At 44.1% G+C, this 21,398-nt stretch carries 16 protein-coding genes and 4 pseudogenes; 6 read left to right on the top strand and 14 right to left on the bottom strand.

The genetic code is table 11. The features are described 5' to 3' along the window. The first annotated feature begins 1,189 nt into the window (after window positions 1-1,189). Together LYNGBM3L_RS12665 and recQ are read left to right on the top strand one after the other, a co-directional pair. Window positions 1,190-4,510, top strand: a complete 3,321-nt coding sequence (locus LYNGBM3L_RS12665; protein ID WP_008183397.1) for a HEAT repeat domain-containing protein — start codon at window positions 1,190-1,192, stop codon at window positions 4,508-4,510. 79 nt (window positions 4,511-4,589) lie between these two features. After that, window positions 4,590-6,719, top strand: a complete 2,130-nt coding sequence (recQ, locus tag LYNGBM3L_RS12670; protein ID WP_008183399.1) for a DNA helicase RecQ — start codon at window positions 4,590-4,592, stop codon at window positions 6,717-6,719. Between the two features lie 89 nt (window positions 6,720-6,808). On the opposite strand, the gene LYNGBM3L_RS12675 is transcribed toward recQ, so the two are convergent. Beyond that, complete coding sequence (locus LYNGBM3L_RS12675) at window positions 6,809-7,006, bottom strand: helix-turn-helix transcriptional regulator (protein ID WP_008183401.1); 198 nt, start codon at window positions 7,004-7,006, stop codon at window positions 6,809-6,811. Between the two features lie 418 nt (window positions 7,007-7,424). Here LYNGBM3L_RS12675 and LYNGBM3L_RS12680 point away from each other — a divergent pair. Beyond that, a pseudogene (locus tag LYNGBM3L_RS12680) lies at window positions 7,425-7,928 on the top strand (DUF29 domain-containing protein). A 102-nt stretch (window positions 7,929-8,030) separates the two neighbouring features. Here the strand turns inward: LYNGBM3L_RS12680 and LYNGBM3L_RS12685 are convergent. The 3 genes from LYNGBM3L_RS12685 to LYNGBM3L_RS12695 all read right to left on the bottom strand — a co-directional run bounded on the left by LYNGBM3L_RS12685 (window position 8,031) and on the right by LYNGBM3L_RS12695 (window position 11,237). After that, window positions 8,031-8,714, bottom strand: a complete 684-nt coding sequence (locus LYNGBM3L_RS12685) for a hypothetical protein (RefSeq protein ID WP_131826917.1) — start codon at window positions 8,712-8,714, stop codon at window positions 8,031-8,033. A 675-nt stretch (window positions 8,715-9,389) separates the two neighbouring features. Further along, window positions 9,390-10,238 carry a M48 family metallopeptidase gene (locus LYNGBM3L_RS12690; RefSeq protein WP_008183415.1) on the bottom strand — a complete coding sequence of 283 codons (849 nt, stop codon included), beginning with the start codon at window positions 10,236-10,238 and terminating at the stop codon, window positions 9,390-9,392. Between the two features lie 306 nt (window positions 10,239-10,544). Further along, window positions 10,545-11,237, bottom strand: a complete 693-nt coding sequence (locus LYNGBM3L_RS12695) for a TIGR00266 family protein (RefSeq protein WP_008183418.1) — start codon at window positions 11,235-11,237, stop codon at window positions 10,545-10,547. A 165-nt stretch (window positions 11,238-11,402) separates the two neighbouring features. Between LYNGBM3L_RS12695 and LYNGBM3L_RS43390 the strand changes: the two genes are divergently transcribed. Continuing rightward, window positions 11,403-11,600: a hypothetical protein gene (locus LYNGBM3L_RS43390; RefSeq protein ID WP_154659768.1), complete on the top strand. Its 198-nt coding sequence runs from the start codon at window positions 11,403-11,405 to the stop codon at window positions 11,598-11,600. Here the strand turns inward: LYNGBM3L_RS43390 and LYNGBM3L_RS12700 are convergent. The 7 genes from LYNGBM3L_RS12700 to LYNGBM3L_RS12725 all read right to left on the bottom strand — a co-directional run bounded on the left by LYNGBM3L_RS12700 (window position 11,582) and on the right by LYNGBM3L_RS12725 (window position 18,761). Then, window positions 11,582-12,259 (bottom strand): TIGR00266 family protein, encoded by a 678-nt coding sequence (locus LYNGBM3L_RS12700; protein ID WP_008183420.1) that lies wholly within the window; start codon window positions 12,257-12,259, stop codon window positions 11,582-11,584. The two genes, LYNGBM3L_RS43390 and LYNGBM3L_RS12700, sit on opposite strands and share 19 nt — an antisense overlap. 75 nt (window positions 12,260-12,334) lie before the next feature. Continuing rightward, the gene (locus tag LYNGBM3L_RS12705; RefSeq protein ID WP_008183422.1) at window positions 12,335-12,994 is read right to left on the bottom strand and encodes a TIGR00266 family protein; all 660 of its coding nucleotides are present in this window, start codon (window positions 12,992-12,994) and stop codon (window positions 12,335-12,337) included. Window positions 12,995-13,128: 134 nt separating this feature from the next. After that, window positions 13,129-13,281 (bottom strand): hypothetical protein, encoded by a 153-nt coding sequence (locus tag LYNGBM3L_RS43395; RefSeq protein WP_008183427.1) that lies wholly within the window; start codon window positions 13,279-13,281, stop codon window positions 13,129-13,131. Window positions 13,282-13,404: 123 nt separating this feature from the next. Next, a complete protein-coding gene (locus LYNGBM3L_RS12710) occupies window positions 13,405-14,640 on the bottom strand; it encodes a hypothetical protein (RefSeq protein WP_008183430.1) in 1,236 nt (411 codons plus the stop codon). Between the two features lie 67 nt (window positions 14,641-14,707). After that, entirely contained in the window at window positions 14,708-17,008 is a 2,301-nt protein-coding gene (locus LYNGBM3L_RS12715; protein WP_008183432.1) for a CHASE2 domain-containing protein, read from the bottom strand. Between the two features lie 137 nt (window positions 17,009-17,145). Beyond that, complete coding sequence (locus tag LYNGBM3L_RS12720) at window positions 17,146-18,060, bottom strand: DUF1822 family protein (protein ID WP_008183434.1); 915 nt, start codon at window positions 18,058-18,060, stop codon at window positions 17,146-17,148. After that, window positions 18,057-18,761: a hypothetical protein gene (locus LYNGBM3L_RS12725; RefSeq protein ID WP_008183436.1), complete on the bottom strand. Its 705-nt coding sequence runs from the start codon at window positions 18,759-18,761 to the stop codon at window positions 18,057-18,059. Before LYNGBM3L_RS12725 ends, LYNGBM3L_RS12720 begins: the two co-directional genes overlap by 4 nt. A gap of 468 nt (window positions 18,762-19,229) precedes the next feature. On the opposite strand from LYNGBM3L_RS12725, the gene LYNGBM3L_RS12730 reads away from it, so the two are divergent. Then, window positions 19,230-19,826, top strand: a complete 597-nt coding sequence (locus LYNGBM3L_RS12730; RefSeq protein WP_008183441.1) for a helix-turn-helix transcriptional regulator — start codon at window positions 19,230-19,232, stop codon at window positions 19,824-19,826. A gap of 284 nt (window positions 19,827-20,110) precedes the next feature. Here LYNGBM3L_RS12730 and LYNGBM3L_RS50365 read toward each other — a convergent pair. The 3 genes and pseudogenes from LYNGBM3L_RS50365 to LYNGBM3L_RS36370 all read right to left on the bottom strand — a co-directional run. After that, window positions 20,111-20,383 (bottom strand): annotated as a pseudogene (locus LYNGBM3L_RS50365) (hypothetical protein). Between the two features lie 203 nt (window positions 20,384-20,586). Further along, window positions 20,587-20,799 (bottom strand): helix-turn-helix domain-containing protein, encoded by a 213-nt coding sequence (locus tag LYNGBM3L_RS12735; RefSeq protein ID WP_008180395.1) that lies wholly within the window; start codon window positions 20,797-20,799, stop codon window positions 20,587-20,589. A 117-nt stretch (window positions 20,800-20,916) separates the two neighbouring features. Beyond that, window positions 20,917-21,063: pseudogene (locus tag LYNGBM3L_RS36370) on the bottom strand (transposase); the annotation flags it as partial. A 77-nt stretch (window positions 21,064-21,140) separates the two neighbouring features. Between LYNGBM3L_RS36370 and LYNGBM3L_RS40520 the strand changes: the two are divergent. Continuing rightward, window positions 21,141-21,357: pseudogene (locus LYNGBM3L_RS40520) on the top strand (IS701 family transposase); the annotation flags it as partial. Window positions 21,358-21,398 lie beyond the last annotated feature (41 nt).

Raw genomic sequence — 21,398 nt, forward strand, 5'->3', positions numbered from 1 at the left:
CTTTTTTTTGACGGGAGGGGGTATAACGGTAATTTTTTTGATGATTTTTTTGTTAATTGAAAAAAAGCGATCGCGTAGCGTGACCTTCGCTCAATCTCTTAGATTCAAAAGTATATTGGAGCTGCTATGCCATCACTTATCGGTTAGTTTAGAGCATCAATTTTATAAAATTAATACTGTAATACTGGGATAGCATTTAAGTTTAGAGTTTAATTCTGGGATAGCATTTAATTTGATAGAATAATTATGTGTTCGCGTAGCTTATCTTTCAGAGCATCGAACTTTCTATCGCATTTACTAGCTCGATCCCCCCCAGCCCCCCTTAGCTAAGGGGGGAGCCCGGAAATCGATCTGGAAAGTCCCCCTTATTAAGGGGGGAGCCCGAAAATCGATCTGGAAAGTCCCCCTTATTAAGGGAAACGGGGGATCCAAACCCACACAAAAAAACCGACTCCCTACTCCCTACTCCCTACTCCCTACTCACTGCTCCCTAAGAGGAGCCCGGAAATCGATCTGGAAAGTCCCCCTTATTAAGGGGGATTTAGGGGGATCCAAACCCACACAAAAAAACCGACTCCCTACTCCCTACTCCCTACTCACTGCTCCCTAAGAGGAGCCCGGAAATCGCTCTGGAAAGTCCCCCTTATTAAGGGAAACGGGGGATCCAAACCCACACAAAAAAACCGACTCCCTACTCCCTACTCCCTACTCACTGCTCCCTAAGAGGAGCCCGGAAATCGCTCTGGAAAGTCCCCCTTATTAAGGGAAACGGGGGATCCAAACCCACACAAAAAAACCGACTCCCTACTCCCTACTCCCTACTCACTGCTCCCTAAGAGGAGCCCGGAAATCGCTCTGGAAAGTCCCCCTTATTAAGGGAAACGGGGGATCCAAACCCACACAAAAAAACCGACTCCCTACTCCCTACTCCCTACTCACTGCTCCCTAAGAGCAGCCCGGAAATCGCTCTGGAAAGTCCCCCTTATTAAGGGAAACGGGGGATCCAAACCCACACAAAAAAACCGACTCCCTACTCCCTACTCCCTACTCACTGCTCCCTAAGAGCAGCCCGGAAATCGCTCTGGAAAGTCCCCCTTATTAAGGGGGATTTAGGGGGATCCAAACCCACGCAAAAAACCAGGCTTTCTAAATTGCTATAATTAAACTAATTAACCATAATTAGACATAAATGATAGAACCCTTGTCAGTATTAGCCGGTTGGGCAATCCCGAAAATAGGGGAATCGTTGTTAGAGATTGTTTCGGGACAAGGATGGGATAGCTTAAGTCAAGCTCTGACTAAAAGCGATGTAGAGAAGGCAATCAAAGCGGGCGAAGCGGCAGTTAAAGAATGGGAAAAACAACGGGATCCGAGCCAGCGCTTATTTTTTCACGCTAGACCGGATGGCTGGAATGGAGTTAATAATTTTTTGCGCGACTATTTTACTAATTCTGCTGTTTTGGCGGAATTACAGAAACCGCTACTTAATCACGGTAAGCCTGATCGAGAGATTTTAAGCACGGTATTTCAACAGCAAGGTGAAGCCAATGACATTAAACTGAATCAAGATAGTATTAAGCCTTGGATAGAGAAATTTATTAATGCTTATTTTCAGCAGACCGATACTTATCTAAAATTTCAGGTAGCTAAACAGGATTATTGTGAGCAGTTAGCTAACTGGTTTGATGATGTTAAATTTGCTGGCATTGCTGTGCCTGGGCAAGAAGTAGAAAAATCGGAGAAGTTAGCCCAAATCTTTGTAATGCCAGATGTGGTGGAAGACGTATCAACTGTTGGCGCTTGGGAACGGGATTTGTTAGCAGCTGGTAGTGGGGAAAAGTCAGAAATAGCACTATTAGCAAAGACGACTGGCCGCAAATTATTGGCGGAGCAGTTATTGAGCCAAAGTCAATCAAGACGAGTAGTGATATTGGGTGCGCCAGGCTCCGGAAAAACCACCTTGATGAGTTATTTTGCAGTAATGTTGGCTCAGCAAAATCCTGAGATTTTAGGATTAGATGCTGATACGGACTGGCTACCGATTTTAATTAGGATGCGAGATTTTGCGATAAATCTCGATAAAAGCCTGATCGACTATGCTCGGGTATTTGCTGAAAACACGATGTCAGTGAAACCGTTACCAGTAGGATTTTTTGAGCATTGGTTATCTGATGGGAGGGCGTTGATATTGCTAGATGGTTTGGATGAAGTGCCAGAAGAGGCTAAACGGAATGATGTAGTCAGGCGGATTGAGAATTTTTTGGGACAGTTTGACAGAAATCGCGCTATTATTACATCTAGACCGGCTGGTTATCGACGCGACTTTTTCCACACTGAGGAATTTCCCCACTATCAAATTGAACCCTTTGATGACCAGAAGATTTCGGCATTTATTGATAACTGGTATAACAGCAGGTTTCAAGATCAAGCCGAAGCTGAAAGGCGCAAGCATAGTTTACGAAAGGCGCTGGATGATAATGACAGGATTAAGCTATTGGCACGGAATCCGTTATTGTTGACAATTATTGCATTGATTCATCGGTATCAAGCTATATTACCTAAGGAACGGTTTGAGCTTTATAATTGTGCTGTCAAGACGTTGTTAACCTCTTGGGATGCTAACAAAGAAATCAGCAGTCATGGAATATTTAAGTATCTAGATTTATATGATTTACGCCGATTGATGGAATTGTTGGCTTATTGGATTCATACTCAGGGAAATGTTGGCAATAATGAAGGTGGCACCTTGATTAACCAAGATGAGTTGATTGATCAGTTGAGTCAGCAGATTAAAACCTTGAAGCAGGTGCAGTTATACCAAGCTGAAGAAGAAGCCGAAGCATTTGTAACCTTGATTCGCGATCGCACTGGTTTGTTGAATGAGCAAGGGCAAAATTGTTACGCTTTTGTCCATAAGACCTTTCAGGAATATTTGTGTGCTGAAGAGATTGACTATCAGGCGGATAATGAGGGAGATTTTGAGATTGTTTTGAGTCAGATTCGGGAGCATTTGCATGACTCCCACTGGCGCGAAGTGTTATTATTGCTGATAGCACAGCAAAAACCGAAAAAGGCAGCGAGGGCGATTCGGGCAGTTTTGAATAATACTAGTAACTATGAGCAGTGGTTGCATCGTGATTTGTTGTTTGCTGGTAGTTGTTTGGCAGAAGACCCGAAAAATTTGCGTGGTGCTGATCGTGGGTTGGTGCAAGAGATTTTGGAGCGGTTGGTTGAGTTGGAGGTGACTAGTAAAAATCGGGTTGCCAAGAAGATTCGCGAGGAGGTTTTTCAGGTAATTTGTAGTTTATATGAAACGGATTTTCAAGCACAGGTATTGGCATTGTTGAAAGAGCAATCCGATCGAATTAATGAGTGCCGATTGCTCCACTATCGAGCCGAGTTAGGGGAAAAGGATCAGGTAATTACAATATTGCTAGCACAGCTAAAGGATCAGAATTCTGATGTGCGTGTGAGTGCAGCCGATGCCTTGGATAAATTGGGCAATAGCTCAGAAACTGTAATAAACGCCCTCCTAGCAAAGCTTCAGGATGAGAATTCTGATGTGCGTTGGAGGGCAGCCAGAGCCTTGGGTAAATTGGGCAACAGCTCAGAAACTGTAGTCATCACCCTCCTAGCAAAGCTTCAGGATGAGAATTCTAATGTGCGTGGGTGGGCAGCCGATGCCTTGAGCAGATTGGGCAACAGCTCAGAAACTGTAGTCAGCACCCTCCTAGCACGGCTTCAGGATCCCGATCCTGATGTACGTGTGAGTGCAGCCGATGCCTTGGGCAACTTGGGCAACAGCTCAGAAATCTTAGTCAGCACCCTTATAGAACGGCTTCAGGATGATGATTATTTTGTGCGTTGGAGGGCAGCTTATGGCTTGGGCAACTTGGGCAACAGCTCAGAAACCGTAGTCAGCGCCCTAATACCAAGGCTTCAAGATGATAATTATTTTGTGCGCGGTCAAGCAGCCAGAGGGTTGGGTAAATTGGGTAACAGCTCAGAAACCTTAGTCAGCGCCCTTCTAGCACGGCTTCAGGATGATCAGTCTAATGTGCGTGGGCAGGTAGCCAGAGCCTTGGGGAAATTGGGCAACAGCTCAGAAACCGTAGTCAATGCCCTTCTAGCAAGGCTTCAGGATGATCACTCTTATGTTCGTGGGAAGACAGCCATAGGCTTGGGCAACTTGGGCAACAACTCAGAAACCGTAGTCAACGCCCTACTAGCTCTGCTTCAGGATGATCGCTCTTATGTGCGTCAAGGGGCAGCCATAGGCTTGGGCAAATTGGGAAACAGCTCAGAAGCTGTAGTCAACGCCCTACTAGCTCTGCTTCAGGATAATGATTCTTTTGTGCGTAGCAGCGCAGCCCAAGCCTTGGGCAATTTGGGCAAAACATCCAATCATATTCTCCCTGCTGTGATTGAATGGATTGAACAACACCAAGATTCCGACTATGTGGGCAGTGGTATTGATGTGCTGTGGGATTTGGTTGTAGGTACGGAATAGGGAGTAGCGCTCTATGTTATAGTTTTTAGGCATAATAATCTTATCCCAACAATCAACTGATCGCAATCCCCTCACGACCATGGAACAGTCGCCATCCCTGGAGCATGCCCTTAAACATTTTTTTGGTCACGACTGTTTTCGGCCAGGACAGCAACAGATTATTGAAGAGGCGCTGCAAAATCAGGATTTACTGATTATCATGCCCACTGGCGGTGGTAAATCCTTGTGCTACCAACTGCCAGCTCTACTGAAACCGGGATTAACCGTTGTGGTATCTCCTCTGATTTCCTTGATGCAAGACCAAGTGACGTCTTTGGAAGATAATGGGATTGGGGCTACGTTTATCAATAGTACCTTGAGCTTCCAACAAATGCGATCGCGGGAAGCTGCTATCCTTGAGGGTAAGATAAAATTACTCTACGTATCACCAGAACGGTTACTGGCAGAACAGTTTATCCCATTTTTGGATAGAGTGCGATCGCAAATCGGTATTCCCACCTTTGCCATTGATGAAGCTCACTGCGTCTCACAATGGGGGCATGATTTCCGCCCAGACTATCGGCAACTAAAACTATTACGTAACCGCTATCCTAATAGCTCAGTGCTGGCGCTGACCGCTACTGCCACTAATCGAGTCCAACAGGACATTATCCAACAACTGGAATTGCGACAGCCCAAGGTTCACATCGCCAGTTTCAACCGTCCTAACCTTTACTACGACGTTCAACCAAAACAACGGCAAAGCTATCAACAGTTATTAAAACAGATCCGTTCTCACCAAGGTTCTGGTATTGTCTACTGTACGAGCCGCCGTTCCGTAGAAGAAGTCGCTTTCCGGTTACAGAATGATGGTATTTCTGCCCTACCTTACCATGGTGGAATGACGGATAAGGCTAGGGCAACCAATCAAAATCGGTTTATCCGGGATGATGTGCGGGTAATCGTAGCTACGGTAGCCTTTGGCATGGGAATTAATAAGCCAGATGTACGGTTTGTGATTCACTACGATTTACCTCGTAACATCGAAAGTTATTACCAGGAATCGGGACGAGCAGGACGGGATGGGGAACCAGCCACATGTACGGTTTTATATAGCGCTAGTGATATCTCAAAACTTCATTATCTGATTGATCAAAAGCCCGATCCCAAGGAACAACGGATTGCCTATCAACAGTTAAATCAGATTGTTGACTACGCAGAAGGCACAGATTGTCGCCGCCGGATTTTGCTGGGCTACTTTGGTGAGCGGTTTCCAGGGAATTGTGAGAAATGTGATAACTGTTGCTATCCTAAGCCACTAGAAGATTGGACCATTGAAGCTCAAAAATTCCTCTCTTGTGTAGCCCGGTGTCGGGAACGGTTTGGCATGAACCACATTATTCAAGTGTTGCGGGGCTCAAAAAGTAAGAAAATTGAGCAGTATGGCCATCACTTACTCTCTACTTATGGTATTGGTAAAGATCAAACTGCAGAGGCTTGGAAAATTCTAGTGCGATCGCTTTTGCACCAAGGATTAGTAGACCAAACCACCGATGGCTACTCTGTGCTGAAGCTCAATAAACTAAGTTGGGAAATCCTGCGCAAGCAACGTTCTGTTTACGTTCCTATTCCCCAGTCATCTGTAGAAAAAGCCTTAGGGGAAATTAACCCCAGAGTAGCTGAAGCCGAGATTCTGCTAGAGAAACTGCGGAAATTAAGGAAACAGCTCGCTGATCGCCAATCGATTCCGCCCTATGTGGTCTTTGCTGATTCCACACTGAAACTGATGGCACAGCTGAAACCCAAAACCTTAGAGCACTTTGCCAAACTTTCCGGTGTCACTCAGTATAAAGTTACCCAGTATGGCGAGCAATTTATTTCAGAAATTCGGGCATTTTGTCAAGAGCAAAAACTACCAGAACCCCTCCCCTCCAGTACCTATATGAAAACCCTGCAATTCTATCAACAAGGGTTAAGTGTAGAGGAAATTGCTCAACAACGAGGGTATACTACCAGAACTATTATAGATCATTTGAGCCAATTAATTGAAATGAATCAGCCAGTGGATTTAAAACGACTGGTACCATTGGAACGCCATGAGCCAATTATCAAAGCAATTGAAAAAGTGGGTGATCAGTATCTGAAAAAATTACGGGAGTACTTAGGAGAAAGTTACTCCTATGACGACATTAAACTAGTCCGTGCTTGGTGGCGACGGGAACAAGAGTAATCGATATAGTTATTGCTATCCGCAGCACTATAGATGATTATGAAATGATCGCACAAAGCCATCCTGTGCTTTGGCTATACCCTTACATGTTACTGGATCAGATCCTCAACTTTGAGATCTAAAATATCACACAAGGCTTTAGTCTGTTCTGGATAAAGCTTAGGCTTGTGCCGATCAGCCTCCCAGTTAATCACTGTAGACTCTACGACATCACAGGCTCTGGCAACTTGTATGCGGGTTAAACCTAGACTTTCACGGCGTTCTCGTAGTTTTTTTCCTAGGGACATTACCTTCTCCGGTGGTCTTGTAGCAGTAGTTTACCTAAATTTATTTGACTATTTATAGTTTATATTCTACAATCGGGTTTTGTGCAACAGGGCAGGTAAATTAATATCAATGATTTGAATTAAGACCATAGATGTAGGTGGGGAGGGTGGGAAGTGAGGCGTAGGGTGCGTTAGGGAAGGGCTCGCCCTCATTTTCCACCTCGTAGCCAGGGTTGAGATAGCCCGCCCCGTAACGCACCACTAAAGGTATTGAGCTAAAGGCTGACCACTGACCACTGACAGCTGACAGCTGAATTCTTAGCATGAAATTATTGTGTAGCGGCTTAAGAATTGGGATCGCCAAACAAATCAAAATCCCCGTCTAGGTAAGAGCGGGGAGTCTCCAAATGCTAGCATCAATTAATTGGGGAAATGAGCGATGACAACAACCCACAACCTTTATCAGCAAGACTTTTACTTATGGACCGAGGCAACTGCGCAACAGTTACGGGAGGGTGAGTTTACCCAAGTTGATGTAGCGAATCTGATTGAAGAAGTCGAAAGCATGGGTAAACGGGAAAAGCGCGAGTTAAAAAGTCGCTTGATTGTGTTGCTGATGCATTTACTGAAGTGGATGTATCAACCAGGGAAAAGGAGCGATAGTTGGATCAATACTATCACTGAACAGCGTATCGCTTTGGAAGAATTGCTGGAGGATAGTCCTAGTTTAAAACGGTGCGACCCAAGGGCGATTTACTCGCCCTAGGAGGCGCGCACCGTAGCGTTTTTGCCAGAGGTCTTTGAGCAAAGTTATCAAAAAGCTCGGATTAAGGCAGCCCAGGAAACTGGGATTAAGTTGAGCACTTTTCCTTGTGAGTGTTCTTTTGCTCAGGAGCAGGTTTTGGAAGCTGGCTTTTTCCCAGAAGTGTTGAACAGGGGATAGAGAATAGGGAGCAGCGATGTAGTCGCTACTCCCTATTCTCTAAAACCCAGGAAAAAAGTACTTTAAGGAATAGAAAACTGGTATACTTAAACTCAGTAACTACTATCTGCGCCAAGAACTACCTGCATCTTTGCTGTCACCGACGGGTCCCTTGCCATCTTTCGGTGGATTGTAATCTGTGAATGGATTCCAACTCATGACAGTTGACAATTGTTTTGACTCAGGTTTGGGCGAGACAGGGTCAGAGGGCAAGGTTGATTGACCTGAAGACGACTTGGTAACACTAGATGCTTGTGGGTCAGTACACTCAGGATTTTCATCAATTACCTGGTGAAATTTGCAGAATGATCCGGCGTTTTCGCCGTCACCTACGGGGCCGTCTCCATCATTGGGTGGTGTGAAAGTATTTACCATCTGTAGTTGTGATAGTTGTAGTTGTCTTGATGCTGATATTGGTAACAGTTGTGGGTTACTAAACTCAGGATTTTCATGGATTAGCTGGTACAATTTCCAGAGAGATCCGGCGTCTCCGGTTTCACTGGGAGGTCCGTCTCCATCATTCGGTGGTGTGTAATTCATTACTATCGTTAGTTGTGATGATTGTGATAGTTTTTTGAATTCTTGGGATTCTTGGGATGATGATTGCTGGTCAATCGGCTGAGAATTACTATCGCTTAGTTCCTTGAATACCTTCAGTATCGTTGCTGCTAATTGTTGCCAGCGCTTTCTGATGTTGAGAGTGAAGGAAACTAGTGTTGTCCAAAGCTGCTTTAGCAAATTAATCATTTGAGAATACACCTTTTCTAGAAATTCATCAAACACCGGCCCAGGCGGCGTTTTTTCATTGCTACTTGTTACAGCGCCTCTCAAGCCAACTTTTCGCAGATGATCAGAAAAATTTTTTTTTGAAGCAAAATTTGCTTAGGTATTCTAGTTTCCTTGGTGTTTGAGATCAGATCCGGATCCATTTGAGTTGTGAACGATTACCCTTAGAAAAAGGCAAGGGGCAAGAAGCAAGAAGCAAGAGGGGAAAGATATCCGGCGTTTTATTGGATAAAAAAAAAGACCTTCTAGGTTTACATCTCATTTAGAAACCCAATAGGATTTGTCAATTGGGTGAGGTACAAGGTTCTCGGTTTTAGGGAGTAGGGACTTCCGAGCAGGTAACTTCGGATCAGGGAACAGATTTCGCACTTCGATTTGTAGTACGAAAAACACAGAGCGATCGCTGGATGATATAGCGCTACGCGCAAGGCAAAAGGCAAAAGGCAAAAGGCAAAAGTGGACTACAACAGCTTTTAAGCTTGTATAAATGTCCTAACCTTAATCGGTAGTGCTATATAGCGCTACGCGCTATAAAACCCCACCGTCTTTACGGTGTCCACAATTGGATGGGGTTTAAATCCCCATCCAATTGCCTTCAGCATAGCTGCCTTCAGCATAGCTGCCTTCTGCCCTCGTTTAATATGGGTATTCAACTGGACTTGATATCAGGTGAGATTGATTCAGATTTTCCGGGAGAGGCGATCGCTCCTTGAGAGGATAATTTTGTTCCTTAATCAGACGCTGTAGTCGGGTAACTCGCTTACCCGGAGATGGGTGACTTGATAAAAAATCCCAGGACGCTCCTCGTTTGTGACTCATTCTCGCGAAAAAATCTGTTGCGCCAGCAACATGACCATAAGTTTGCTGCAACAACCTCAAGCCAAACTCATCCGCCTGTTGTTCCTGTGACTGGGAAAATTTCGACTTAGAGAGTGTTGCCAATCCGGAAATAGCCAAAGATTCTAGGGCTCCTACATCACCAACAAAATAAGCGATCGCTGTCCGCAGCAGCAATGTTCTTCCCAAACTGCGCAGATGATCTCGGTGAGCAAAATGACCTAACTCATGTCCTAATACCATCATCAACTCATTTTCTGACTCGACCTGTTTCAAAAAACCGGCGTACACCACAATCACATCCCCCGGTAGTGCTAAGGCATTTACTGTGTCCTCTGGTAGATAAAGCACCCGGTAATCTCGTTGTCTAGATTGCTCCGGTGGTAGTTGTTTTTCCAATCGCGCCAGCAGTTGATTGAGGGTATCTTGAGTTGGTGATGGTTGAGCCTGCTGCTCATAAACCGGAACGATTACAGCTCCCAGCTTTTGCTCGACACTAGGAGGAATTAGCCCAATTAGACTGTTGATCAGCAAGTTCAACAGCCAAATAACCCCCACAATAAAACTGATAAATAGCCCCAATAAAATCAGTAGTTGACGGTTACTTGGTGGTGGGTTGCGACTCTGAGGTATATCTGGAGAGGGCATAATTAGTGATGGGGGATTAGTGATTAGGGATTAGTGGTAAGCATATGCGCGAAGCGCACGCTACTTGAGGTGCCGTCAGCTGTCAGCTGTCAGCCGTCAGCTTAAAATAAAATTGAAAGTCTGGGGAAAAGCCATTGGCCCTAGGCCAATAGCTGATAGCTCATAGCTGATAGCTGAACGCGATCGCGTGCGCGTAGCGCTTAAGCTGATACGCGACACGCTGATAGCTGATAGCTAATGGCTGAATGCTTACGATTAGTGATTAGGGATTAGTGATTAGCTTGCTATTTAGCTATTACCAATTTCTTAGTCACTCTTAGTTGGACGGAAAGGATTTAAAAAATTAATTAACCCATAAAGCTCACGAGATTGAATCCATAAGCGTCCTTCACCACTGAAACGACAGACTAACCCTTCTCCACCCAAAACTCCAGTTTTAAGACCTCGAAATGATAAACCACCCAGCACCTCAACCTGGTAATTTAGAGTATCTTCAAATGCCACGATATAGCCAGTGTCTACTACATAGTCACCCGCCACTGGAATTTCTACAATTGCTCCATAAGAACTAAACCAAAAATCCCCTTGGCCTGTAGCTCGAATCAGGAACAAAGACTCGCCACTGAAGAAGCCTTTAAAGCCTTGAAATTGCGTGTCAATTTCTATTTCTGGACTACAGGCAACAAATCCTGAAGACTGTACCATTAAACCCTGGTTTCTCAGGTAGTAATGCTGAATATCTCCAGGCACTCCTGGCGAGACATAAATTTGCCCAGGCTCTTTTTCAGCAGTAAACTCACTAACAAAAAATGATTCACCACTTACCATCCGACCCAGTCCTGTCATCAAGCCACCTCGTACTTTGGACTTCATCGAGATACTTGAGTCCATTGCTGCCATTGCTCCTGATTCAATTAAGACTGTTTGGTCTGCCTTTAAGTTTATAATCAAAGAGGCATAAGCGGGAGAATGCTCAATTTCGTAGTCAATTTTTTTCATGATTTTTATGGCCTATCTATTATTATGTATTGCTATAACTAATAGCAATGGATAGTAAACAATACTGTGTAAATAATTATGAATTCACGGGAAGTATAGCAGAAGTCAGAAGTCAGAAGTCAGAAGTCAGAAGTTAAACTCAAGCCAAACTGTAGTTTGAGACTTTTGTCATGTCCTAATTACCCTGGCGACTGCTATAACTCTACTCCCGACTCCCGACTCCCGACTCCCGACTCCCGACTCCCGACTCCCGACTCCCGACTCCCGACTCCCGACTCCCGACTCCCGACTCCCGACTCCCGACTCCCTACTTCAAGCAACAATCTTTATTTCCGTCCAGGTAATTATCGTGGTGGTAGTTGAGTACCAACTTGCCGACCAAAAGCACCAGTATTGTGGGTTTGACAATAGACTTTACCCTGCCCTTTAAATCGGCAAACCAGCCCTTCTCCACCTAGAAAAGCACCAATCCAGCTAGAGCCAGGTTTAGTAATCTCAAAGTTCAGGCTTTTTTCAAAGGCAACAATATGACCGGTGTCAACGATATACTCACCTTCCACTGGGACTTCATAAATTGCCCCAAATGAGTTCAGCAATACAGAACCATAACCACTAATAGTCAACCAAAAAATTGATTCGCCAGAAAACAGGGACTTAAAACCTTGAAAGCCTAAATCAATATCAACACCTGATTCACTGGCAAGATAAGAAGTCGCCTGCACTACCAACTCTTGACCATTCATTTGATAAACTAAAATATCACCTATGAATTTGGGCGCTAGAAAGATTTCGCCACCACCAACAGGAGAGCGAAAAACACTTAAAAACAGTGATTCACCACCTACCAAGCGTTTTAATCCACCAAAAATACCACCTCCTTTACCTTGTCGTAAAGTAGTGCTGGCATTGATGTAGCCACTCATGGCAATCATACAGCCTGCTTCTGCCACGAATTCTTGATTTTCATCCAGAACAACGCGAGCGATCGCACTATCTGGTTGATGTAATAGTTCTATTTCCATTTTTATAACGAAATTTAGGAAGGATAGTGTTAAAGATGTAGTGGTTTGGCTACGGTATAGTAAAGGATTAGGAAGCTAAACCTTAGGACGTAAATACTTGACTAAACCATCAACACTACGAGACTGTAGATAAATCTCACCCTGACCCCTGAGCCGATTCACAAAGCCTTCTCCAGAAGTTACAGACCCCAACAAGCCACCAGCTAACCCAATATTCATCATAATTCCTGGTTCATAGGCCACTAAATGACCAGTATCAACAATAAATTCCCCATTAATCTGCTTGCGAGTAAGACCACCATAAGCACCAAAGAAAACTGTGCCCTTACCACTGACTTTCAGTTTAAATAGTCCTTCACCAGAAAACCAACTCTTAAAACCTGCCCACCGAACACCCAGCTTAACCCCAGTAGTATGGCAAATATAAGCACCGGGTTGAAAACACAGACTGCGTTCTCCTAATTCCACACCAGCAATATCGCCAATTATGGACTGAGTAAGAACTAGGTTCAATGGTTGCTGAGTCTGATTGCTAAAGGTATTGACTAATAAAGACTCTCCACCAAAGAATTTCTTGAGCAAGCCAGAGAAGAAGCCACCAGAAAATTGAGTTTTCATGGTAAGCTGAGCATCCATACTGGTCATTGCCCCTGCCTCAGCAGTGATACTCTCACCAGGATCGAGAGTGACAAAAATTGCTGCAAAGGCCGGCTTGTAGCGAATTTCAGATTTCACTGTCAGATCTCCCGTTGCTGAGTGATAGGAATATTACTATTCTGGCAGAAAATTTTCTGCTGTCCAGATTTCTTTAATAAATTTAAGCAAACTCTTTATTTGCATTAATTCATAATAAGTTTGATTTTCATAGCTCACATTATCTTCCCAATCAAGGAAAAGAGTTGGGAGTTGGGAGTTGGGAGTTGGGAGTTGGGAGTTGGGAGTTGGGAGTTGGGAGTAGACAATTCTCCCTGCTCCCTGTTCCCTGTTTCAATATTTAATATTATATCAGGATAATTACTCATAAAACACCATTACCCTTGAAACCTTACTCCTTTACTTCTCCCTTCTTCCTTCTTCCCTCTGCCTTCCTTTCGCGCCTTGTGTAACTATTCAACCGGACATGATCTAATCCCTGAGAAATAGCCTTAATCTACTACGGAATCTTGGCAAGCGCCACAATGTTTACAGTAAGGTAAATATTTGTAAGTAATATTGTGGCAACTTTGGCATTCAACATATTGATAATAACCGCAGTGGGGACAGTAGTGATCATCGGGTTTAATTTTCTTGGCACAATTGATGCAGAGTAATTTTTTGACTCTGCTAGCTGCCTGAAGTTTAGGATTAAATACAATTTTTTGAAAAAACTTGATAATTCCAAAACCAATCAATGGAATAAACAAGATATAAACATAACTGACTAGGAAAAGTAACCTGCCGAAAATTTCACTAATTATATCAAAGATAAATTGAAAGATAGCGCCAACTTGAAGGAACTCAAAGATTCTAAAGATTAGGGGTATAAAAAATATTACCAGCAAATGCCAGCTAATCAGCGCGATCAGTCCATATCCTCTTCGTTGAGTAAATTTATGAATGGATAGGGCGATAAAAATCAGCGGCAGCAGAAAGAGCGATTGAAAAGCAAATTGGATACTTGGATACCATAAAGATGCCTGTTGATAGTTTTTGCGGATTGTCTTAAATTTATTCTCATCCTTAATAAAATCTATAAAACTAACACTTTCCGGTCTGGAAAGTAGTTCATTTTTAAGATTATTAATTTCCTGTTGAAGTCTAGAAATATTACGATTATTTTGCTCTAACTTTTGTTTGGCTTGTTCAGCACTGACTTGATTAATTGATTGCTGACGAGATTGACCGGCAATTTTTTCTAAGAGTGTGGAATCATATTGTTCACGAATGGTGTTATTAGCCCGTTTAATGGTACTTATTTTTGATTTTTTTTGGTTAATAGCTTTTTCAGTTTTCTGGTTTTCGGGATTGTTAATCTTATCTTTGTATTCTGCATACTTCAAACAGGTTGTAAAAACTTTACCCAGATGTCCTTCTTCAGCTTGTTGATAGGATTGTTTAAAACTAGTTGATCCCAATGAACGGCTAATAATGTTATAGTCTTTATCTTGATCAGTTTGTCTACGGTAATTGTTCCACTGGTAATAACATGGATAAGTCTGAGCAGGACTCATCGGCCATGTGCTAATATCATTCAGTCCTGTAAACACATTGATTAAGATAAAAATATCAATCACCACAATCACAATCAAACTCACTTTGTTCAGTGGTTCGTTGCTGAGTGTCCTGGACTTACTTAAAAATTTACTTAAAAATTTACTTAAAATACGGTATATTCTGGCCATAATATTCAGTTTGTATAAATTTTTTTTATCAAACAATTTATAACTGGTATAAATAATTATAGGATTTTTATACAGATAAAAATCCTATAATTATACCATCCAGAGCTAAGGGAGTGATCCCTCCAAGTGGTTTCCGGTAAACCACCACAATTACACTAGTGGCTACCAATGCTAAGGCTGATGGCACCAGAGGTACCCATACTCCTAAAGTAAATAGACCAAAGCATAGGAGATATAAAACCCCTGTCGCTGTGACCGTAGCGAGTCCCCAATACAGTATTCGACCATAGCGCCAGGCAATGGTAGCACCAATGATTGACCAAGCCCAAACCCAGAACAGGTCTCCCCAGACCGACCACACCGATAATAATGGACGCTCACCGAGGCCAGCACTGATCATCTGACTGACCATCTGAGCCTGAAGAATTACCCCTGGCATTTCTTGGTATGGCCACTCCAGGGCACTGTAGGGGGTAAGATGGTAATCCTTGGCAATCCTTGCAGTTATTCCGATCAGAACAATTTTGTCTTTGACCCACTCTGGTTTGACCTTACCCTCTAGCACCTCTGTGACAGTGACTCGTCGGGCTACAGTTTTCCGGTAATTGAGTAACACCTGGAACCCCCGATAATCACGATTGTGGTAACCCCCAGCATTAGCTGACAACTCTGTTAAGACAGTCTTACCCAAGCGTATTTTATTCATAGCAATGGTTTTTGCTTTGATTCGGTCTTGGGCTAAGTAATGCAATGCGACCCTAGCACTGAAGGAGTGGTCGGTGGCACAGGGGTCATCGTGGTAGGGATGCATAAATACAAGATGCCTACGGATAATGCCATCAGGGTCAGCCATGATATTGCTAAAACCAAGGCGGGATTCTGGCACCCCAGAGGGAGGTTTGATGCCTGAGTTTTTGGGGTTGTTAGCTTCCCTAGCGCTACACAGGGCAATGAATTTCTGATTTTGCTGTAACTGACGGCTCAATGCCTGGTGACCAGGTTCTCTAGGACGTTCGCGAAAGATATCTAAGCCAATCATTCGCGGTTGATCAGACTCTAGCTTGTCTAGGACTTGGGCTAGGGTTTGATCTGGGAGGGGATAGCCATAGCGCATGATCTCAGCATCTGTGGCTTCAACCACCAGCAAACGGGTGTCTACCCCTGGATTAGGTCGTAGCCGCATCAGCTGGTCAAATGCCTTTAGTTCCCAAAGCTGCAGCATTCCCAGCTGCCGGATCACCATGACTAAAATAGTAACCACCACACTGACGATCAGGGCCGATTGGAGCAGGTGGCGCTGGTGATTGCCACGCAACTGTTGCCAGGTTGGGGGTATGGCAGCGGGATTTTGACAAATCACTGGCAACCAACTGGCACAGGGACATTGATCTTCCAAACCTTGCAGTTTTTTCCGGGCTTCTTGCACTGCTAGATACAAGGACTTACCACTAGCAAAGGCTTTGAGAAAATATTGCAAAAACTGCTGTGCTACCAGATCCGGTACGGGCTCCCGCATAATAATCATGTGGGGAATGTGCAGCTGTTCTAGCTCATTGGCTAATCCTAAGCCATCACAAGAATTAAAAATTGCTAGGGACAACCCCCTTTCTATGGCTTTTTTGAGGGCTTCTCTGAGTTCGTCAATGGTTAAGCTATCGGTCTGATTGATATGAATCCGACCCCTTCCTGCCTCGGTTTCACTATGACCTGCGAAAAACAGAATATCCCAAGGTTGCTCCCACAGGGCTTCGTTGAGCTTCTGCCGTGGTTCTTCTACCAGAAAGGTAATGTCTGCAAAGGGTAAATTCTCTAATAATTGTCGGTCTTGTTGGATATTAATCCCTTCGCTATTGCCCAAAATCGCTAGAATTCTAACCTTGTGTCGATCACGGCTTTGGTTCGATTTGCCTGGTTGTTCATACTCTGGAGTACTTAGGGCAATTTCTGCTTGGTGGTAACGCTCTAAAAAGTCCCACTGATGCCAAGGAAGCTGCCTGAGCTGGGGATTTTTGGTACGAATCAGCACCCGGACTTCTTCGGTAGTGCCCACTTTTTCCAACCACTTTTCCCGCAGTGGACTAAATAACTCTGACTTCAGCCACCGATTTAAGCGATCGCATAATCCCTGACTCTGGTTGTTGATGGAACCACCGATTGCCACTCGTTTAATTTTAATTGCCCGCAAAGAGCTCCCCAGACTGCGATAGGTTGACCGCCACTCGTGATAGTGGTTGACTAGATTGGGTGCTGGAGGCAATCTGCCAGTAAGTTCTGTTTCCGGACCTTCGCCTTCTGAGCCAATTTCCAGAGTGACCCGAAAACCTTCCTCAAAATCCCCATCCAGCTTAAGAGTTACTAGCTTTGCCATTGGCTTAGTTTTTTAACGGTTGACGGTTGACGGTTTACTGTCAACCGTCAAAAATCAGTATTTTGTCTAATGTTATTCCTAGTTATAGCGCGTACTGAATAGGGAACAGGGAATCGGGAACAGCGGATTTGGGAATTTCAGATCACAAACTCTTCGATCACACTGGCATTATCCAGAGCAACCTTGACACTGAAACGGTCTCCGGCTTCGCAACTAAAATCCAATTGAATGGCTTGATCCTGGTTTCTGGCTTGGGCATTGATCAGCATTTCTTGCTCCTCATCTAGCAAGAGCAACTGCAGATTGGGGGGTAGATAGGTTTGACCATTGATGGGATTGAGTTGTAGCAGAACATTCAGCTTCGTTTCGGATTCTGGGGTGAGTTCCACAACCAGAGCCACCCCTTGATTAGGTTTGCCCCATTCAATCTGTTTACATCGCTTAATGGTCTGAGACTTGGTTCTAAAGGCGAAAGCTGGCTGAGAACCTTGGTTACCTAAAAGGGTTTCCAAACTCTGCCAACCTGCTTCAAAGATATGCTCCAACCATTGACTGAGTTGTGTCATAGGTTGGAATTGATCGAGGTAGGCTGGTAAATCTTTAAGCGATCGCAATTGGTGGATGACTAATTCACCGGTTTCCGAAGTTGCGGAAAATCCCAGCAGCGTGGCTTCAGTATGGTCTTGATCAATCTCAACCACTACATAGCCAATCCGGTTAAATCTTACCTCTTGGGGAATGGGACAAGTCAAATCACCGGGTTTGACAGGCCGACATTCCAAGCGCCCCAAACCGGTTACCCTCAGGTCAGCCACATTTTCAGCCAAGCCCACTACTGAATTCCAGCTATCCCCTGCGGTTAGGTCAGTGGGAATACCCAGAATCCGTAAGTAGTTATTCACCGCACACACTGCCAGGGTGTTGAGATAGACTTGTTCAGCCTTTTGCGTGGTGGGTTGGTACTGAGCAAACTGCTGGGCTATCTCTAGGGCCGACTGGGTAATCGGCATGGGGATTGACCAATCTGATAGCATGTTGGCGTTGTGTCTCATGATTTTTTCCTAGGTTGGGGTTTTGTGGTGCTTTTCGAGCTACCAGTCTTTGACTTTTCTTCTATATATCCCTGGCATACACCGAATTTTCGCAACAGGGGTAAGCATTTACGGTTATAGAATTTGGGCAAATCTTTAGCTTCTGGTGGGGTTAGCTTAAATTCTGCTGCAATCGTTTTCCAAGGCTGATCAGGAGGGAGTCGCCGCTGGATTAGGACTTGGGCATTAATCTCAGGGCGTTTTCTAAAGCAAGTCTGACGTAACACTCCTTCTGGGTCTGTTTTAACCCAATCCAAGGTTTTTTGCCAAATTTTCATAACTGGCTGTAGATCAGGAGCAGCTGGTACCCTATCTACAGGGTCAATAGTTTTACCTTCCTCTGTGCTTAGGCCAGTAATTTGCCGCTTCTGTTGCCTATAGCCAGCATCTCGAAATCGTCTCAGTCGCTTTTTTAGTTCATCGTCGAGCCAAGTAATCACACCTTTGATAGTCGGGTCATACTCTTCAGGATGGCCACAGCAATATTCCCACATCTCTTGGAGAGCGTCATTATAATAAGAGCTATATTCTTTCCAAAGCTTGCCGGATTTCATCACTAGTAGATGTACCTCGCTCAGTTTTTGCCGACGTTCCAGACTTAATGGTGGATGATTACATGCTTCAACTATCAGCTGACGGAGTATTCGATCTAGATTTTTCATCGGTTATGTCCCTGTTGTAAATGCGATCGCGTAGCGTGACCTACGGTCAATCGTGTTTAGTACGCATTAGTCTATCGATAGCGGTTCTCAAGTTAGTTGTTAGTAGTTTGTTGTTTATGTTGGTAGATGCTTACACTAACTACTAACCTCTACTCCCCATGAGAAGCGCTACAAAGGGCAGCCCGAAGACTGGACTCAGTATTGACCATCCCTAGACATCTTAGGCATCAATGTTGGGGAATGGCAAAAGTCACCCAGTATTTATTTACACGAGTGATCGGGGGGTTTTTCGCAAAAAAGCCCAAAAAAAATTTTTGTCGGATTTTTTTGCGAAAACCCTGGTTGAGAGGTGCTGTAACAAATGGCTAAGCCAAGTGTGATTCAACAGGTGCGACTCGTGGCGAATTTAATTCTTAATGGGTCAAGCACACCTAAACAGTTTAAATCCAGTTAGTGCGTCAACAGACCATGTATACTCTCACCAACACTCTAGAAAAATCCGCTCCTCAGGTGCAACAGTTAGACAATGGTCTACTGCAAGGAGTACTAGAAGGTTTTATTGACGGTGTTTTAATTCTGAATACACAAGGAGATTTGGTTCATAGCAATGAAACCGCTCGTGTTCTTTGTGAGCAACTTACTCCGAACAGCAAACATTTTACGGTGGTGCCTAAAGAAATCTGGCGTGTCTGCCAAGCCTTGAAAGAAAGTGATGAATTCTATGCCCATCAATCTGTAATTATAGATTCAGAGATTACTACGAGTCACTCCACAACCTTTCGGATTCGGGCTAGATGGCTCAACCTGAGGATATCTGAGCAGCGTTATATTATAGTTACCCTCGAAGACCAACGTCAATCCATTCATAGTATAGCCCTAGCTGAAGTTCAGAAATATGGCTTAACTGCCCGTGAGGCAGAAGTCTGGTTACTGCGTCGAGTCAATTACTCCTACAAAGAGATTGCTGCAGAACTGTTTGTTACCCTCAATACGGTGAAGAAGCACATGAAAAACATTCTTGCCAAGCAGCAAATGGCGATGATGATGGAAGAAATGGCTGCTTAGGGGCATAATTAGCGATTTGGAAGACAGAAATTCTTGGTGATGTGGGCATTTAGGGACCACAACCACTACAAAGACAACGTTTTAAACACTACTCCGTAGGACAACTGACAAAATGCCCTGTTTAGGGCATTTTTTTGTATTAGCGATCGCGCTCAATGGTTTCCAAATGAGATGTAAACCATTGAGGTATTTTTTTATTGTAAAATAACACTCCGAATCTCTTGACAATCTTGCCTTTTGCCTCTTGTATGCAAGCAAATTTCTGCAATACCTGTGTTTACAAATCATATAAAAACACGCTGATTGCGGTTGTCATAGTAATCGGTTAAACAAGATTGTTTCCCGATTACCAATTCCCGATTCCCGATTCCCGATTCCCGATTCCCGATTCCCGATTCCCGATTCCCGATTCCCGATTCCCGATTACCGATTCCCGATTCCCGATTCCCGATTACCGATTACCGATTACCGATTCCCGATTCCCGATTCCCGATTCCCGATTCCCGATTACCGATTCCCGATTCCCGATTCCCGATTCCCGATTCCCGATTCCCGATTCCCTACAGATTTTGCCCCCAAAAATTTTTTCTGATTGTTTTGCGAAAAGTTTGGTTCACAGGCGCTGTAACAAGTAGCCAATAAAATGGCGATAATCCTCTCCTGTTTTAGTTTTTGATTAACTGTTGGGACACTGTCCCAGGTTAATAGGAAAGCGTTACGCCCCATATGGGGCGTTTTTTTTTAGGTAGATCCCAACAGTTCAATCAGTTACCCACTTTGCCAATTCATCTAGGGTAACTTTCAGCAGGTCACACAATGCCTTGAGCTGATTTGGGTACAGTTTGGGGATATGCCTGCCCGCTTCCCAATTTTGCACCGTGGTAACGGTTACGCCCAATTCATGAGCGATTTCCCGCTGGGTGATATTTAGGGATTCTCGTCTTTTTTTTAGGTTGTCCCCTAAATTAGTCATTACTGTCCTATTTAAAAGTTAACATAATTAAGTTTACTGAGTTATATGTTACCGCTAATCTCACCAAAAAAAATGGGTCTGTTCGCGTAGCGTCGGCTTTGCCGAAGCCCCGTCCTTCTAGGACGGCTTTCTTTGATTGTTGATGTACTCTTTCAGCACCTCAATAGAAGCTCCAGCAACGGAAGCAGCAAAATAGCTAGGAATCCATAGTGCTGGTTTTCCATTTGGCTTCGGATATCCATTTTGTCCGTATCTGCGACTAGTGGGACTTAAACAATAAAAAAGGTGTTTTGAGGGTATAATACTTGCTAAGCCGAGTTTTCACGTCGAGGTCAATCCTGATCAAACAGACAACTCCCGCAGCGATGCCACCTTGCTTTGAGAGATGGTGTAAGCACTTTGATGAGGTGTTCAAAACAAAGGCTCAAAAAAGGGAGTAAGGGCACACTCATCGGGGGATTATTGGGGGAAAGTGAGAGAAAAAACCTTGATCAGATCGCCGAGAATGCTGTTGGTGTGACTTACCATGGATTACATCACTTCTTGACGGAGGCTCCTTGTTGACACTCCCCATGGCTATAAGCCAGGGGATTCTCGGA

The sequence above is a fragment of the Moorena producens 3L genome, assembly GCF_000211815.1.
GTDB lineage: Bacteria > Cyanobacteriota > Cyanobacteriia > Cyanobacteriales > Coleofasciculaceae > Moorena > Moorena producens.